Here is an 18,532-nt window from a genome sequence, read left to right as displayed (position 1 = left end):
ATGCCTACAGCATGGATGTAGACAACCGAACCAATTGCGGAATCACTGGGCGATTTTTTAATAGTGCAGATTTTGGCTCTACCACCCTAAGTTCGATAGGGTATTATGGAATTTACTTCTCCCTGGTAGATTCTGCTGGGAAGTTTATTTGGGCCCAGCAGGCCGGAGGGAGTTCCTTTGATCAGGGAAACGCAATTAGCCTGGATTCCAACAAAAATATTTATGCATGCGGAGAGTTTAATGGTATTGCCGCATTTGGTGATAAGGTAGCCATCAGCAACAAACAAAGGGATGCTTTTATCGTGAAGGTGTCCGACTGTATCGATGCGGATACGGCGATTATCAAAGCTCCTCTTGGAACCGAAGTGTGTAACGGAGATTCCGTCCGATTGACCTCAAACAACAAGGCCTCATTAGATTACCAATGGATGTATAACGGCATCCCAATCGTGGCTGCTACCGACACTGTTTACAAAGCCCATATTTCCGGTAATTACAGCCTGGTGGTGTGGGACGATGGTTGTTATGATACCTCCCAAACCATTAAGGTTACGGTTAACCCTATTCCTAACGTAACCCTTTCCAATTTTCCCAATACCTGTATTGGTGATGCTGATTTTACTTTGACTCAGGGCTCTCCATCTGGAGGTATTTACAAGGGAATTGGAATCAAGAAAGACACCGTGTTTAGCCCATCAACCGCTGGGCTTGGGTCCTTTAATCTCAACTACATTTACACCGATTCCAACGGCTGTTCGGATTCAGCGAACAAGAATATTAGTGTTGGTGGACAATCAGCCGTGCTGTTCCCCTTCTCCGATGTGTGTGAAAATGCACCTGCTTTTAGCCTGTTTGGTGGGGCTCCATTAGGGGGTGTATACCAAGGACCAGGAGTAAGTAGCAACAAGTTTGACCCTTCAGTAGCAGGTGTAGGAACTCATACCATTTTGTACATCTACACGTCATTAGGGTGTCCGGATACGGCGAGCACTACCATTACTGTTAAAGCGGCTCCTAATGCTACGGTGAGTGCCATTCCCGATCAGTGCGAGTCGACCAATTTTATGGTTCTGTCCACCTATGGAACGCCGGCTGGAGGATACTTTATCGGAACAGGGGTCAATTTTGTATTGTTTTATCCTGGTACTGCAGGAGCAGGAACCCATAATATTTCTTACATCGTTAGTTCCAATGGTTGTAATGATACAGCCACTACCACCGTTGATGTGGATTCAGTTCCCAAAGCCACCCTGGCCAACCTAGCAGATAAGTGTATTTATGATGCCGCCTTTGCACTCAGCGGAGGCAGTCCAGCGGGTGGTTCTTATCGTATCAATGGAACGGCGACCAACACCTTTGACCCCAATGCCCTGGGTGTAGGAACGCATGCCGTTCAATACTTGTTTACCAATACTTGTGGAACCGATACGGCGAGTCAAACCGTTAAAGTAAACGCAAAGCCCGTTGTCACCTTTGCCGCTCTGGCGGATGTATGTGCCGGAAGTGCCGATGTTACTCTTTCTGGTGGATTGCCGGCTGGGGTACTTATTTTGGAAGCCATGTCTCCTCCGGGAAGTTTAGCCCTATATCTGCCGGAGTTGGAACGCATATAGTCTATTATACATACTCGGATGGAGCCGGATGTAGTGATACAGCTTCACAAACCATAGAAGTTCTTCCTAGTCCAACTGTGACCTTGGCCAACATCAATGCGGTATGTATCGATGCTGCGGCTTTTGCTTTAAGCGGTGGCAGTCCAGCTGGCGGAACCTATAAAGGAACGGGAGTAAGTGGAGGACAGTTTAATCCTGCCACGGCTGGAGCTGGAACTCATACGATCACCTATGTCTACACCAATGCGAACAACTGTACCGACAGTGCAAGCACGACAGTAACGGTAAATCCATTGCCAACGGTTACCTTCTCAGCCTTGAGTCCTACTTGTGTGGGAACAGCAGCCTTTGCCTTAAGCGGCGGAAGTCCAGCAGGTGGAACCTATTCGGGAACCGGAGTAAGCGGAGGACAGTTTAATCCCGCCACAGCAGGAGTAGGAACGCATACGATCACCTACACCTATACCGATGGAAATAGCTGTACCAACAGTGCCACTCAAACGATTACAGTAAATCCACAACCCACAGTTACCTTAAATCCATTCGCAGCAGTTTGTGCAGGTGATGCCGCTTTTGCTTTGAGCGGAGGAAGTCCAGCTGGAGGAACTTATTCCGGAACAGGAGTAAGCGGAGGACAGTTTAATCCAACCACGGCAGGTGCGGGTACACATACCATCACCTACAACTACACCGATGGCAATAACTGTAGCTCCAGTGCGACCCAATCGATCACTGTTCACGCTCAACCGAATGTGACTCTGGCCAATATCAATGCGGTATGTATTGATGCAGCCGCTTTTGCTCTGAGTGGCGGAAGCCCAGTCGGCGGAACCTACAAAGGAACGGGAGTAAGTGGAGGACAGTTTAACCCTGCTACGGCAGGAGCCGGAACTCATACGATTACTTATGTCTACACCAATGCGAACAACTGTACCGACAGTGCAAGCACAACCGTTACAGTAAATCCATTGCCAACCGTGACCTTCTCAGCCTTAACTCCTACTTGTGTGGGAACAGCAGCCTTTGCTTTAAGCGGGGGGAGTCCAGTGGGTGGAACCTATTCTGGAACCGGAGTAAGTGGAGGACAATTTAACCCAGCCACAGCAGGAGTAGGAACGCATACGATCACCTACACCTATACCGATGGAAATAGCTGTGCCAACAGTGCCACGCAAACGATTACAGTAAATCCACAACCCACCGTTACCTTAAATCCATTCGCAGCAGTATGTGCTGGTGATGCCGCTTTTGCATTGAGTGGCGGAAGTCCAGCCGGTGGAACTTATTCCGGAGCCGGGGTAAGCGGAGGACAATTTAATCCGACTACAGCCGGTGCGGGTACACATACCATCACCTACAACTACACCGATGGCAATAACTGTAGCTCAAGTGCGACCCAATCGATCACTGTTCACGCTCAACCGAATGTGACTCTGGCCAACATCAATGCGGTTTGTATTGATGCAGCAGCTTTTGCGCTGAGTGGCGGAAGTCCAGCCGGCGGAACCTACAAAGGAACGGGAGTAAGTGGAGGACAGTTTAATCCTGCCACGGCCGGAGCTGGAACTCATACGATTACTTATGTCTACACCAATGCCAACAACTGTACCGACAGTGCAAGCACAACGGTAACGGTAAATCCATTGCCAACGGTTACTTTCTCAGCGCTGAGTCCGACCTGTGTGGGAACAGCAGCCTTTGCGCTAAGCGGGGGAAGCCCAGCGGGTGGAACCTATTCTGGAACCGGAGTAAGCGGAGGACAGTTTAATCCCGCCACAGCAGGAGTAGGAACGCATACGATCACCTACACCTTTACCGATGGAAACAGTTGTGCCAATAGCGCTACGCAAACGATTACAGTAAACCCACAGCCTACCGTTACCTTAAATCCATTCGCAGCAGTTTGTGCAGGTGATGCCGCTTTTGCCTTGAGTGGCGGAAGTCCCGCCGGTGGAACTTATTCCGGAACAGGAGTAAGTGGAGGACAATTTAATCCGACTACAGCCGGTGCGGGTACACATACCATCACCTACAACTATACCGATGGCAATAACTGTAGCTCCAGTGCGACCCAATCGATCACTGTTCACGCTCAACCGAATGTGACTCTGGCCAATATCAATGCGGTATGTATTGATGCAGCAGCTTTTGCGCTGAGTGGCGGAAGCCCAGCCGGCGGAACCTATAAAGGAACGGGAGTAAGTGGAGGACAGTTTAACCCTGCTACGGCAGGAGCCGGAACTCATACGATTACTTATGTCTACACCAATGCGAATAACTGTACCGACAGTGCAAGCACAACCGTTACGGTAAATCCATTGCCAACCGTGACCTTCTCAGCCTTAACACCAACTTGTGTCGGAACAGCAGCCTTTGCCTTAAGCGGGGGAAGCCCAGCTGGAGGAACCTATTCTGGAACCGGAGTAAGTGGAGGACAATTTAATCCGGCCACAGCAGGAGTAGGAACGCATACGATCACCTACACCTATACCGATGGAAATAGCTGTACCAATAGCACTACGCAAACGATTACAGTAAACCCACAGCCTACCGTTACCTTAAATCCATTTGCAGCAGTATGTGCTGGTGACGCCGCCTTTGCCTTGAGCGGCGGAAGTCCAGCTGGAGGAACTTATTCCGGAGCCGGGGTAAGCGGAGGACAGTTTAATCCGACCACGGCAGGTGCGGGTACACATACCATCACCTACATCTATACCGATGGCAATAACTGTAGCTCAAGTGCTACCCAATCCATCACTGTTCATGCTCAACCGAATGTGACTCTGGCCAACATCAATGCGGTATGTATTGATGCAGCAGCTTTTGTTCTGAGTGGCGGAAGTCCAGCCGGCGGAACCTACAAAGGAACGGGAGTAAGTGGAGGACAGTTTAATCCTGCCACGGCCGGAGCTGGAACTCATACGATCACCTATGTCTACACCAATGCGAACAACTGTACCGACAGTGCAAGCACAACAGTAACGGTAAATCCATTGCCAACCGTGACCTTCTCAGCCTTAAGTTCTACCTGTGTAGGAACACCAGCCTTTGCCTTAAGCGGCGGAAGTCCAGCGGGTGGAACCTATTCTGGAACAGGAGTAAGCGGAGGACAATTTAATCCGGCCACAGCAGGAGTAGGAACGCATACGATCACCTACACCTATACCGATGGAAATAGCTGTACCAATAGCGCTACGCAAACGATTACAGTAAACCCACAACCCACCGTTACCTTAAATCCATTTGCAGCAGTATGTGCTGGTGACGCCGCCTTTGCCTTGAGCGGCGGAAGTCCAGCGGGTGGAACTTATTCCGGAACAGGAGTAAGTGGAGGACAATTTAATCCGACCACAGCAGGTGCGGGTACACATACCATCACCTATAGCTATACCGATAGAAACAATTGCAGCTCCAGTACAACCCAAACGATTACTGTTCATGGTCAGCCTACAGTTACCATTCCCACATTTGCTAATCGATGTGAGAATGGAACTATACTTACCTTGACCGGAGCAACTCCAGTTGGAGGAACCTATAAAGGAACGGGAGTAAGTGCTGGCCAATTTGACCCCAATGTAGCTAAGGCCGGTACCCATACCATTACTTACGTCTATACGGATGCTAATTCCTGTACAGATTCGGCTTCCTCTAATTTGAAAGTGGATACGGTACCGGTTATTAATTACCCAGCGCTTGCTGATATTTGTAGTTCCAGTCCGGCGGTAAACATTAATACTGCCACACCTCCTGGAGGAACCTACAAAGGCAATGGCGTAATTCTGAATAGTCAGTTTGATCCTCAAATAACAGGAATCGGAACCTTCACAATTTGGTACGTCTTTACCGATGGAAATTCCTGTACGGATTCAGCCTCACAAACGATTAAAGTGGATGTTTCTCCAAGTGTCAACTTCCAGTTGGTTGATTCTCTTTGTGTAAATGGAAGTCCGTTAACACTTTCAGCAACTCCGGCCGGAGGAACATTCAGCGGTTCAGGTGTTTCGGGTAATCAATTTGACCCTCAGGTAGCGGGCGTCGGAAAACAATACATTACCTACAGCTATACCCTAAGCAACGGTTGCTCTAATTCTTTAACCGATTCCATTCGCATCGACTCGTTAACGGCGATGACTTTTGCTCTGGCTGATTCCATTTGTCAAAATGCGAGTCCAATAACCTTAAGCGCATCTCCAATTGGAGTGAGTTATTTGGGTAATGGAGTAACCGGAAACCAATTTAATCCATCGGGATTAACACCAGGAGTAAACACCGTTTCTTGTACTTATACCAATTCCTTTGGTTGTAAGGATACGCTGGATGAAACGATTCGGATAGATTCAGTTCCCGTCATTCAACTTCCGGGTTGGGCAGCTTTGTGTAGCCGTGATACCCTGATTTTAACCGGCGGACTTCCTGCAGGAGGAAATTATTCCGGTCCTCAGGTTACCGGTTCAGTATTTTATGGGCCGGCTGCTCCGGGCAAATACCCGGTATCCTATCTGTTCACCAATTCTTTTGGATGTTCGGATAGTTTGATGGATTCCATTGAGGTCAAATCGTTGCCTTCCATAAGTTTAGGAACCGTTTCTATTCTTTGTGAAAATACCCCTGATTTCGTTATCAAAACAGGCTCTCCTGCCGGAGGAAGTTACCTGGGAGCTGGGGTTGTGAAAGATTCGATTTTTAGCGCAACTCTTGTGGGCTCTGGTTCCACTACCCTAGGTTATCGCTACACGGATACCAGTGGTTGTACCGATACGGTTTATACCACCTGGAACGTGGATACTTTACCGAATGTCACTTTTGGACCCATTCCTGATCTCTGTGAAAATGGAGGTCGCTATACTTTGATTGAGGGAATGCCAACAGGAGGAAATTATATGGGAACTGGTGTTGCAGGAGGAACTCAATTTGATCCTTCCCTTGGTTTCGGTGATTATAACCTGAAATATGCCTTTGTGGACGGCAATGGATGTACCGATACGACAGGCCAACAAGTACATGTGGATACCGTAGAAAGGGTTCAGTCTTTCACTCCCCAAGATTTGTGTTTCGGTTCGGCGCCAGTAATCCTCACTTCGGGATTGCCGACAGGAGGTGTTTATCATGGTCAGGGAGTTATTCAGGACACGGTATTTGTTCCCGCCGGACGACCTGCAGGTACCCAGACTATTTTCTACAGTGTTTCCAGCAGATGCGGCAGCGATACTTTAGCGGCTCAATTTGAATTGCACCAATTACCTCAAGCGAGCATTGATTCCCTGCCGCTAAAATGCCAGGGTGATCCAGAATTGAAACTGGCTCCTTATGGTCATCCAGCAGGAGGAAGCTTTTATGTGGATGGAATTAAGAGAACTACTTTGGTAAGTGGCGAATTGGCCTCAAGTTTTGACGTGGCTTATGAAATAACGGATACCCTAGGATGTACCAACAGTGCCTTGCGTCGGGTGGATTTGCTTCCCTTCCCAGATGCCACCATAGAGGGGAATATCGATTGGTGTAGTTCAGATACCGTTCGCCTGATAGTGGCGGATACCAGTCATGCTTACTACATCTGGAACAACGATACCCTGGGGGCAACCTTCGAAAAGCTGGCTTCAGCATTTGAACTGGGCAATCATTCTATCGACTTAAAGGTAGTGGACGAGCATGGTTGCTACCAAGAGAATTCCGCTCTGATCAGAATTGACAATTGCTCGGACGACTTGTCTTTGTTCCCGAATCCGAATAACGGTAAATTTCAGGTTGCTGTGGAACTTGATGCTGGTATGAATATCACCCTGAGCGTGGTCAATAGTGTGGGACAAGAGATTCTCAAAGAAGATACCTACGCACATGCCGGGCGTAACCTTTACGACATCGAATTGATGGATGGATCCGGTGGAACCTACGTTTTGAGAATTCGTTTAGAAGATGGAACCCTGTACATGCAAAAACTGGTGGTTCAAGAATAAGAGGTTTTTCAATTAGCCTTTTACCTTTGCGGCAAACTGCAAAGCTTTGAACAAGGTTGTATTTATGGGAGGAAAGAGAATTGGGCATATATGCCTGAAAATTCTCTTGGAACGTGCCGAAGAATTGAATGCTGAGGTAATTGCGGTTTTCGAAAACCGTTCTAAACTCAGTGCTCCGGAAGATTCCCTGGAGTCCGTGGCTAAGGCTCAATCCATTCCTGTTTACTACGATATGGAAGGCCTGTTTGAATTGGAGCCTTTCGATACCCTGATTTCTGTTCAATACCACGAGATTCTTTTACCTCGCCATATCGAACTGGCACGTCAGTTGGCCATAAATCTGCACATGGCTCCCTTACCGGAGTACCGGGGATGCAATCAGTTTTCCTTTGCCTTGATTGACGGTGCCGAGGAATTTGGAACTTCCATTCATCGCCTTACACCGAAAATAGATGGAGGGCCTTTGCTGTTTGAATCTCGGTTCCCCATTCCCGAAAATTGTTTCGTAAAAGACCTTTACAACCAAACGGTGGAGGCATCAATCCGGTTATTTGAGCAAAGCATTGCCTCTATTTTGAAAGGAGAAGTAACCGAAGTGCCTCAAGAAAAACTGGACCCCAATAGAAACCGGGGCTTCCACTTGAGAAAGGAAATGGCCGATCTCAAGGAAATTAATGCCAATTGGCCCCTGGAAAAACAAAAGAGGTACTTTCGGGCCACGTGGTTTCCACCTTTTGATCCACCCCAGGTAAAAAATGGAGACCAAATTAGTAATGCCGACATGGCTTGGTATAATTCGCTCGATTGAAAAAAATTGCCCTAACCGTTACCACCGATTTGGTTTATGACCAGCGGATGCGTCGAATCTGCACCTCTTTGCATGAGGCCGGATACGAGGTTACCCTCATTGGTCGGGTGAAGAAATCATCACCTAAACTGAGGAAACAGCCTTTTAAACAGGTTCGGTTGAGTTGTTTTTTCGAAAAGGGAAAGCTCTTTTACATCGAATACAACCTGAGGTTGTTGTTGTACCTGATGATTATCCGCATGGATATTATCTGTGGAATCGATTTGGATACTTTGGTGCCGGCTTTTATGACTGCTCGTTTGCGAGGTAAGCCTTTGGTTTATGATGCCCATGAATATTTCTCGGAAATGGAGGAGGTGGTCAATCGTCCGTCTATTCGAAAAGCTTGGAAATCCGTAGAACGGTGGATTGTACCTCAGGTTAAATATGCGTATACGGTATCGAAAGGATATGCTGAACTTTTCCGCAAAGAATATGGGGTAGAATTTGAGATTGTGCGCAATGCTACGGTACTCCGGGAATTGAAAACTGTGCCCAAGGACGAACCCTACATTTTGTACCAGGGTGCGGTCAATTACGGCCGTGGACTCGAACCCATGATTGAAGCCATGCACAAAATCGATTGTCAATTGATCGTTTGTGGGAAAGGCGATATTTACGAGAAATTGATGCATCGGGTAGAAGAGGAGCATTTAGAAGACAAAGTCAGTTTTAAAGGGTATGTGGAGCCGGATGAACTGGTGCACTACACGCTGGGCGCAACTTTAGGACTTACCCTGTTTGATGCCAAAGGATTAAGCAACAAATACTCCATGGCCAACCGTTTTTACGACTACATGCATTCTGGTGTTCCTCAAATCGCGATGAACTACCCGGATTACAAAATGTTTAACGAGGAGTTTGAGGTTGCTACCTTGGTGGATGATTTACAGCCCTTTACCCTGGCCAGCGCGATCAATCATTTATTGAAGGACAAAAAACGCTACGACCGGCTACACGAAAACACGCTTGAAGCCAGGAAGCATTACAACTGGCAACAAGAAGAAAAGAGATTGCTGGGCGTTTACGAATCGGTGGTTCGAGAAAACTTCTGATCCAATCGGATTAGGTGATACATTTTCCAGAGATCGAAATAAATCAGATTGGGGTTCATTCCGGTGAGGTTCTTTTCCATGGTTGAAAGGAAAAGTCCGAGAATGGAACGACTGATTCCGGCCAGGCCCCATTTCTTGAGGTTGAGGTAGTAATTTAAAATCCGCAATTCACGACCCGCAAGTCCTGCTCGGAAAAGACGGGTAAGGTTTTCCACTCCGGACAAGGACTTGATCAGGAAATCTTCCGAAGTATCCAGGCCGGCGTGTTCTACGGCATTGTCAATGTGGTGAAGGGGAATGTGCAATTCTTTTAGGCGGATTCCAATGGCCGTGTCTTCGTGTCCATATCCGAAGATTTTGCCTTTCGGCTGGGTGTTCAAAAACACCTTCTTTTCAATCAACAAATTGGAGGCGACGAAATGACTGTAGCGAATTTTCATCCGTTCTGCAGCTGATTTTTGCTCCCGGTGAATTCCATATTTCCAACGGAGAATAAGTCGTTCGTCAGCCGGTGCTTGGTCTTGGTAGAAGATTCCTCCGATAACTACCGGGTACTCCAGACAAGCCAGGTAATTCTTGAGAAAGTTGCGATTGTGAATCAGTACATCGCAATCCAGAAAGAGTAGGTGATCGTATCGAGCAGACTCGGCCAATAACAATCGAATGGCTGAACGACCGATGTTTTCAGTTAAATCACGGTAAGTTACCTCTGGCCACTCGGCTACCTGTTGGTTTGTTTTTCGAATTTCATCCGATGATCCATCATCGATGCAAAGGATTTCAATGGGCTTATCCACATACTGGCATTGATCGACCAGGGTTTTGATCAGATCAACGACTTCAAAATTGTATACTGGAATAAGTACGCTAAGCATGGAAATTAGGCCGCAGAATCATGAAGGATTCCGTCCTCACATTTTAGGGTACGTTGATGAAAGCGTTGCATTAAAGAATAGTCGTGGGTAGCCATAAGAACGGCATTCCCTTTTTGACTGATTCGGATTAACAGGTCGAGAATTTTTAGGGAGGTTTCCGGATCGAGGTTTCCGGTAGGCTCATCGGCAAGGATCAAGTCAGGGTCGTTTAGCAATGCCCGGGCAATAGCTACTCGCTGCTGCTCACCACCCGACAATTGATGGGGCATTTTGTAACCCTTGGTCGAAAGATCCACTTGGTCTAAAACCGTCTCAATTTGAGTCTTAATTTCTTTTTTGTTTTTCCAGCCGGTAGCCTTTAAAACAAAGGCCAGGTTTTCTTCCACCGACCTATCAGAAAGCAATTGAAAATCCTGAAACACGATACCCAATCGCCTTCTTAGAAAAGGGATTTTTGACCGCTTCAATTTGTTGAGTGAGAACTCACCCACACGGGCTTCGCCGCTTTTTAGAGGGAGTTCGCCATAAAACGTTTTGAGCAAGCTACTCTTACCGCTTCCGGTTTTTCCAATCAGGTAAACGAATTCCCCTTTTCGGATATTAAAACTTACGTCGCTCAGCACCAGGTTGTCGCCCTGGTAGATTTTTGAGTCTTTAATTTCCAGGATGCTTTCGTTGTTCATATTGACCTATTTTCTGCGGTAAAAATACAGGGATTTTCTTCCTAAACAAAGATGTAAAACCTCTTGACAAGTAGCCGGTTGACGGCTTGTTCATGTCAACAGAAAAGCGTTGAAAACTTCGGTATTGGCGGAATCTCTCCGGGAGAAACCTACTTACTTTTATGAGGTGAAAAAATGAATTTCGAAATCTGATTTTTCGATTTGCAGGTGAGCTATGGATTTAACCAAAACCCCTGGTAATGAGCTCAGAATTCAAAATTCAGCATTCAATATTCAAAATTAGTAGACGTTAGCTTGTCAAAGGAGATTGTATTGAAAAAAGCAATGGTTAGCATTCGGTGGTTTATCCTCGTGGTAATGGTATGCGGTATTCAGCTGAAGGGAATGGGGCAAAAGACCGAATTGTACCGCAATCCGATAAAACATTATAACCTGGGGCTGGAGTACTTTGAAAAAGAAAAGTACAGTGCCGCCCAAAAGGAATTTGAAAAAGTAGCCCAGTACTACGATTCGCGTACAGATGAAATCGCCATCAATAGCGAATACCTATCCGCCCTCTGTGCCATCCAATTGTTTCATCGCGATGCCTCTCTTTTGCTTCGTGAATTTATCCGCAATCACCCTGAAAGCCCCAAAGTAAAAAATGCCCGCTACCAATTGGGGATTTACCATTTCCGCAAACGGGAGTGGGACAAGGTCATCGATTGGTTGGAGCAAGTGGACCCTTATGACTTAAACGAAGAGGATAACTACAACTACCACTTCAAGTTGGGTTATGCCTACATGCGGAAGAAGCAAATGGAAAAAGCTTCTCGCTTATTCTACGAAATCAAAGACGTAAACAATCCCTACACCAGTCCAGCGCGGTATTATTTTGCCCACATCGCTTACCTGGATGGGAAGTACGAAACAGCACTTCAAGATTTTAAGAAGCTGGAACAGCACCCCAAGTTTGGTCCCCTGGTGCCTTATTACCTGACTCAAATCCTGTATAACCAGAAGAAATACGACGAATTGATCGAGTATGCAGAGCCCAAACTGGACTCCGTCATCGAAAAGCGTAAACCTGAAGTGGCTCGATTGATCGGGGAGGCTTATTACTACAAAAGAGATTACGAGCAAGCTCTTCCTTACTTGGAAATGTATGCCAAGGAATCACGGATGTTGAATAATGACGACCGTTATCAGCTTGCCTTCACTTACTACAAAACCGAGAACTACGAAGAAGCCTCCAAGCTATTTAATCGATTGATTGGCCTGGACAATGAAATGGCTCAACTGGCAGCCTATCATTTGGCGGATTGTTTTTTGAAATTGGATCAAAAAGCGTTTAGTCGTGGAGCATTCCGTAAAGCCTATGATTTAGGATTTGATGATGATATCAACGAAGATGCTTTGTTCAACTATGCCCGATTGAGCTACGAAGTTTCACTCGATCCAACAGGGAAGTCGGTTGAGGCCTTCAAAGAGTACATTGAGAAGTATCCTAAAAGCCGTCGATTGGATGAAGCCTATCGTTATTTGATCGCTGTGTACCTGACCACCCGTAACTACGACGCAGCGCTTCACTCCATAGAACAAGTAAAGAACAAGACACCTAACCTGAAGGAAGCTTACCAAAAGATAGCCTACAACAAGGCCATCATGCTGTATCAGGATAAGGAATACAAGGAGTCCATTTCCTATTTTGATCGTTCCCACCGCTACCGTTCTGATGGCAAGCTGAGCGCCTTAGGCTTTTACTGGAAAGGAGAAGCTCGGTTTCGGATGAAGGAATACGAAAACGCCATTGAAAATTACCAGACCTTCATTTTTCAACCGGCCGCCATTCTTACTGGGAAATTCAACGAAGCGAATTACAACATTGGTTATAGCCATTTCAAAAAAGAACAATTTGGCGAGGCCATTACCTGGTTTAGAAAGTTCATTTACGACAAAAACGAAACCGATAGCCTGAAGATTAATGATGCCTACCTCAGAATTGGGGATTGCTACTTTATGACCCGGGATTATTCCTTTGCCATCGACTTTTACCGTCAGGCAGCAGATATTGGACGATTTGATGCAGACTACGCCTTGTTTCAAACTTCGATTTGCCAGGGACTGCAGAAAGATCTAAAAGGAAAAGTGGCTACCCTTGAGCGTCTGGTAGCACATCATGAAGGATCCACACATTTAGATGCAGCCTATTACGAGATGGGCCGGGCTTACAACATTTTGGGTAATAACGATAAGGCCCTGGAAAGCTTTAATACCGTTATTGAAACCAGCATCAACGACAACGTATACCGCAAACGAGCCCTGAAGAGTTCAGCGTTGATCTACTTCAACCAAAACCAAGCCGATCAGGCAGTAACGGCCAGTTTAAAAATTATTGAAGACTATCCCACCTTTGAGGATACCCGGGAAGCACTATCGATTCTTGAGAGTATTTACATTGAGCGCGGACAGATTGCTGAATACCGAAAGCTATTGGCTGAACTTCCCTTTATGGACGTAGCTGAGGCTACTTTAGATTCCACGGTATTTGCTGCTGCTGAAATGAAATACGGGGAGCAGAAGTACGATGCTGCCGTTGTAGCTTTAAAACAATACCTCAATCAGTTTTCTCCGGCTATTTACATGCTGAAGGCAAACTACTATTTAGCGGATAGTTACTTCCGTTCTGAGGATTACGATTCGTCCATTACCTACTACGAAGCCATTGCGGCATTCCCACCCAATGGGTATTCCGAAGAGGCCGTTTCCAAATCAGCGGATTATTGGTTCTTGAAAAAGGACTACGAAAAAGCCCTGCCTTACTACACCCAATTGGAGAAAGTGGCCACCAATGCGCCAAACATCCGAAAGTCAGTTGAAGGGCAATTGGATTGTAGCTACAAACTCAACCAGAGAGAGCGTGCCGTTAAAGCGGCTCACAATTACCTCGAATACGAGTTTGAAGAATTGCATTACTACACCTTGGCCCATTTGATTACCGGTAGGGACTACATGCGAAGAGGAATTTCCGATTCAGCGCTGTATTCCTTCCAATTGGTTTCGGATACGGTGCTCAATGAAATTGGAGCGGAGGCCAAATACAACCTGGCTCGCATTCACTACGACCGCGATAGTTTGAAGCTGGCGGAGAAGGAGATTTTCGAATTGATCAACCAAACGCCGTCTTACAAAAATTGGTTGGCCCAGTCCTTCTTATTGCTGGCGGATATTTACGAAGAGCGTGACGACTTCTTCCAGGCCAAAGCCGTACTTAATTCCATGATTGAAAACTACGCTGATGATCCTGCACTTTTAGCACAGGCCAAGGAGCGATTGGAAAATCTGGAGACCAAGGAAAAACAACAGCAAGAGGAAGAAGAACAAGAGACTCCTGAAGTAGAACTCGACTTTGACGATGTGGAAATATCGGATGATGAGATTGATGAGCTTTTTGGAGATGATGAAGAAGTGGAAGATATCGTGATTCCAGAAACTGAAAAGGAGGACACCGATGGAAATTAAGCAAGAAATGATCAGAACGCTTGGGATTGCAGGTATCGTCTTGTTTGCAAATGTGTCTGCATGGAGCCAGAGCGATGACGGAAGTTTGGGCAACGAGGTAGTAAAAACTACCACCACCTATGTACCCGTTGTAACCGAGGCTTTCAAACTCAGCGATAATCCACAGATTGTAGATACTGTCATAGAAGTTAAGCAAACAGCAGAATACAAAATCAAAGAAAAAAGAGCAGAAACCACTTTTGAGGCTAAGCCGATTAAGCCGGCCAAAATGAAAGGGGAGCGCCTGAACAAACTTTACCGCAGTTACCTGCTCTTGGGAATGGGTAATAACCTGACCACCCGTGGCGAATTGGTGATCAATTCCATCCGATCCAAAAAATGGGATTATGGATTAACCGCCTGGCACCATGGATCAAATGGAAATGTGAAAGATCGAGGCGATGCTGGATTTTCGGATAACTATTTCAATGCCTATGCCCGCAAATTTTTCTACAACTCGATTGTTTCAGGAAACATCCGCTACAACTTAAACACCTTGCACAAGTATGGTTTCAATCCTTCCGATTACTCAGAGACCATTCAAAACGATAGCCTAAATAAGGACATCACCGCTCAGCGTTTTCAGACTATTGAGCCTACGCTCAAGTTCAAGTCCTATTACAAGGATTCCAATAAGATCAACTACGAGGGGATGCTGAAGTACTACCACTACCGGGATCGCTTTTCCAGTGCGGAAGACAATGTTCAAGCCGAATTCGTTCTTGATCGCTTCGTTAATCAGGAGTTTGTAAAGGTGAAGGCCTGGATGGATTTTAACCAATTTAAGATGCATCCCGAATCATTGCCAACGCGCACCACTACCAATACCATGTTGGGATTGATGCCAGTGCTTGAAACCACTCGTGGTGATTTTAAACTTCGGGCTGGTGCTCAATTGGTATTTGGATTTGGAAACCGCAACGATGTATTCGTTATTCCCGATTTGTATGTGAAATACGATTTGGTGAAAGATATCCTGATTCCCTACGCCGGTTTGAATGGGGGAGTATCGCGTAACAACTTCCGCTCGCTTACAGAAACCAACCCCTACCTCGTAAGCGATCCAACTACGAATCTGGAACATGTAAAGTACCGGGTTTATGGAGGTATTCGTGGAGCCTTTAGTTCCAAAGCCTCTTTCAATGCTCGTGTTTCGCATCAGGACATGGATAATTTGGCTCTTTTTGTCAATCCGGTAGATTCCCTTGGTGGAGTAGCTATTAACAACGAATTCAACGTTATTTACGACAATGGTAGCATCACTTCCGTTTACGGTGAGTTTGGTTGGCAGAATGTGGGTAAGTTCAATTTTGTCCTAAGTGGTGAGTACTTCCGCTATAACCTGAAAAACCAAAAAGCCGCCTGGAATATGCCCGACTTTAAGGCCAATTTGAATACGACTTACAACCTGGCTAGGAAGATCAGTTTAAAAGCCGATATCTTCTTCATTTCGGAAAGAAAGGCCCGTACCACTGGTGGAGTAGGGCATGAAAATCTGGGCGGAGGTGTTTACGCAGAAACCCTCGATGCTCTAATCGATGTGAACCTATCAGCGGAGTACTTTTTTACCCGTCGTTTAACCGCATTTGTTCGCCTGTACAACCTGGCCAATTCCAATTACAACGTTTGGCGCAATTACGATCAGCAGGGTTTGACGGTGGTAGCCGGGGTTAGTTATAGTTTCTGGGGCACGCGGAAATAGTTGTGAATTTTCAATTTTCAGGGACAACTCCGAGCTCAAAGAGCGCTCACCGAAGGTAATTTTCAATGTTGATTTGGAGTCGGAATTGAGTTGGATAAAATTGAAAATTGATCATTGAACCTTACCATTTAAAATTCCTCCACCAAATGTTAATTAGATGTTGAAAAAATAGTGCTTTTCAACCCCCTCAAAAGGCCCGTAGGACAAGCAATAGGCTATTTTTGTTAGATACGTGAGATAACCGTTTTTTCGACGGTTTTTTCTTTTTATAAAAACGGATTGAAAAGCAGATTTTCATGAGCGAAGAAAAAAAGGATTACGGCGCCGGGAATATTCAGGTCCTCGAAGGACTGGAAGCCGTACGGAAACGTCCTGCGATGTACATCGGGGATGTGGGATTCAGAGGGTTGCACCACCTGGTTTATGAGGTAGTTGACAACTCCATCGATGAGGCATTGGCCGGCTACTGTTCCAACATTGATGTGTTTATCAACGAAGACAACTCGATTACCGTAAAAGATGACGGTCGGGGTATCCCAGTTGATTTCCACGAAAAAGAGCAAAAATCGGCCCTGGAAGTAGTAATGACTGTACTACACGCCGGGGGTAAATTTGATAAGGATACATATAAGGTTTCTGGTGGTCTCCACGGGGTAGGGGTTTCTTGTGTTAACGCACTGTCTACCCACTTGAGAGCTGAAGTTCACCGTAACGGGAAGGTCTATGAGCAAGAGTACTCCATTGGGGTACCGAGCTATGATGTTCGCGAAATTGGTGAAACGGAAATTACCGGTACTTATGTGACCTTTACACCTGACGATAGCATTTTTGAGACCACGGAGTACAACTTCGATACACTGGCTCATCGTATGCGTGAGTTGGCTTACCTGAACAAGGGGATTGTGATCACCTTGACCGACAAAAGAGCCACAGATGAAAAAGGTGAGCACGTTTCTGAGCGTTACTACTCAGAAGGGGGATTGAAAGAATTTGTCACCTTCCTGGATGGAAACCGCAACCAGATCATCAATGATGTGATCTACATGGAAGGTGAGAAGAGTGGAATACCTGTGGAAGTAGCCATGGTGTACAACGATTCTTATTCTGAGAATGTCCATTCCTATGTAAACAACATTAATACCCACGAAGGAGGAACACACTTGGCTGGTTTCCGTCGTGGATTAACCAATACCCTAAAGAAATTTGCTGACGATTCAGGAATGCTTCAGAAACTCAAGTTCGAGATTTCTGGTGATGACTTCCGTGAAGGTCTTACAGCTGTGGTATCGGTAAAGGTGGCTGAACCTCAGTTTGAAGGTCAGACCAAAACCAAATTGGGTAACCGGGAAGTTACTGCTCCGGTTTCGCAGTCGGTATCTGAAATGTTGCAGAATTACCTGGAAGAAAACCCCAAGGATGCCCGAATCATTGTTCAGAAGGTGATCCTGGCAGCTCAAGCTCGTAACGCCGCTAAAAAGGCCCGTGAGATGGTTCAGCGTAAAACCGTTTTGGGGGGAAATAGTCTTCCTGGAAAACTGGCTGACTGTTCTGAAAAAGATCCTGGTGTTTGCGAGATCTACCTGGTGGAGGGAGATTCAGCAGGTGGTACGGCTAAGCAAGGTCGCGACCGGGTATTCCAGGCGATTATGCCTTTGCGTGGTAAGATCCTGAACGTGGAAAAAGCCATGCAGCACAAGATTTTTGAAAACGAAGAAATCAAGAATATTTACACCGCCCTTGGGGTAAAGGTAGGAACCGAGGAAGATGAGCGAGCGCTCAACTTGACCGGACTTCGTTACCACAAAATCATCATCATGTGTGATGCCGATGTGGATGGGTCCCACATTTCTACTTTGATTTTGACATTCTTCTTCCGTTACATGATGCCGTTGATCGAAAACGGATATGTGTACATCGCTACTCCACCGCTTTACTTGGTGAAAAAAGGAGCCAAGGAACAGTACTGCTGGAATGACGACGATCGTGATCGTACTATCCAACAGTTCAAAGGAGCTGGAAACGAATCTTCTGTGAAGGTACAGCGATACAAAGGTCTGGGAGAGATGAACGCGGAGCAATTGTGGGAAACTACCATGAACCCAGAGCACCGCACACTACGTCAGGTTACTATCGACTCTGCTGCTGAAGCAGATCGTATCTTCTCCATGTTGATGGGAGATGAAGTACCACCACGTAGAGAGTTTATTGAAAAGAACGCGAAATACGCTAAGATCGACGCGTAAACGTTTAATAGATACTTAAG

The 18,532-nt window shown here is 46.2% G+C and carries 8 protein-coding genes; 6 read left to right on the top strand and 2 right to left on the bottom strand.

What is annotated here, in order from left to right; translation table 11 throughout:
• The first annotated feature begins 1,492 nt into the window (after nucleotides 1–1,492).
• Genes KFE98_02205 through KFE98_02195 form a run of 3 tightly spaced genes read left to right on the top strand, consistent with a single transcriptional unit; the run spans nucleotide 1,493 to nucleotide 9,469 of the window.
• Nucleotides 1,493–7,567, top strand: coding sequence for a T9SS type A sorting domain-containing protein (locus tag KFE98_02205; protein ID UTW62994.1), 6,075 nt, complete (start codon nucleotides 1,493–1,495; stop codon nucleotides 7,565–7,567).
• Between the two features lie 46 nt (nucleotides 7,568–7,613).
• A complete protein-coding gene (locus tag KFE98_02200; GenBank protein ID UTW62993.1) occupies nucleotides 7,614–8,375 on the top strand; it encodes a hypothetical protein in 762 nt (253 codons plus the stop codon).
• The gene (locus KFE98_02195) at nucleotides 8,372–9,469 is read left to right on the top strand and encodes a glycosyltransferase (GenBank protein ID UTW62992.1); all 1,098 of its coding nucleotides are present in this window, start codon (nucleotides 8,372–8,374) and stop codon (nucleotides 9,467–9,469) included. The genes KFE98_02200 and KFE98_02195 overlap by 4 nt, the downstream gene beginning before the upstream one ends.
• On the opposite strand, the gene KFE98_02190 is transcribed toward KFE98_02195, so the two are convergent.
• Together KFE98_02190 and KFE98_02185 are read right to left on the bottom strand one after the other, a co-directional pair.
• The gene (locus KFE98_02190) at nucleotides 9,439–10,344 is read right to left on the bottom strand and encodes a glycosyltransferase family 2 protein (GenBank protein ID UTW62991.1); all 906 of its coding nucleotides are present in this window, start codon (nucleotides 10,342–10,344) and stop codon (nucleotides 9,439–9,441) included. The genes KFE98_02195 and KFE98_02190 overlap by 31 nt on opposite strands.
• 5 nt (nucleotides 10,345–10,349) lie before the next feature.
• Entirely contained in the window at nucleotides 10,350–11,027 is a 678-nt protein-coding gene (locus KFE98_02185; GenBank protein ID UTW62990.1) for an ATP-binding cassette domain-containing protein, read from the bottom strand.
• 294 nt (nucleotides 11,028–11,321) lie between these two features.
• On the opposite strand from KFE98_02185, the gene KFE98_02180 reads away from it, so the two are divergent.
• The 3 genes from KFE98_02180 (at nucleotide 11,322) to gyrB (ending at nucleotide 18,512) form a co-directional block, all read left to right on the top strand.
• Entirely contained in the window at nucleotides 11,322–14,528 is a 3,207-nt protein-coding gene (locus KFE98_02180; protein ID UTW62989.1) for a tetratricopeptide repeat protein, read from the top strand.
• Between the two features lie 7 nt (nucleotides 14,529–14,535).
• Nucleotides 14,536–16,269, top strand: a complete 1,734-nt coding sequence (locus tag KFE98_02175) for a hypothetical protein (GenBank protein ID UTW62988.1) — start codon at nucleotides 14,536–14,538, stop codon at nucleotides 16,267–16,269.
• A gap of 296 nt (nucleotides 16,270–16,565) precedes the next feature.
• Entirely contained in the window at nucleotides 16,566–18,512 is a 1,947-nt protein-coding gene (gene gyrB / locus KFE98_02170) for a DNA topoisomerase (ATP-hydrolyzing) subunit B (GenBank protein UTW62987.1), read from the top strand.
• The last annotated feature ends 20 nt before the right edge of the window (nucleotides 18,513–18,532 follow it).

The sequence above is a fragment of the bacterium SCSIO 12741 genome (assembly GCA_024398055.1).
GTDB lineage: Bacteria > Bacteroidota > Bacteroidia > Flavobacteriales_G > Salibacteraceae > SCSIO-12741.
This window is presented reverse-complemented; position numbering and strand designations above follow the sequence as displayed.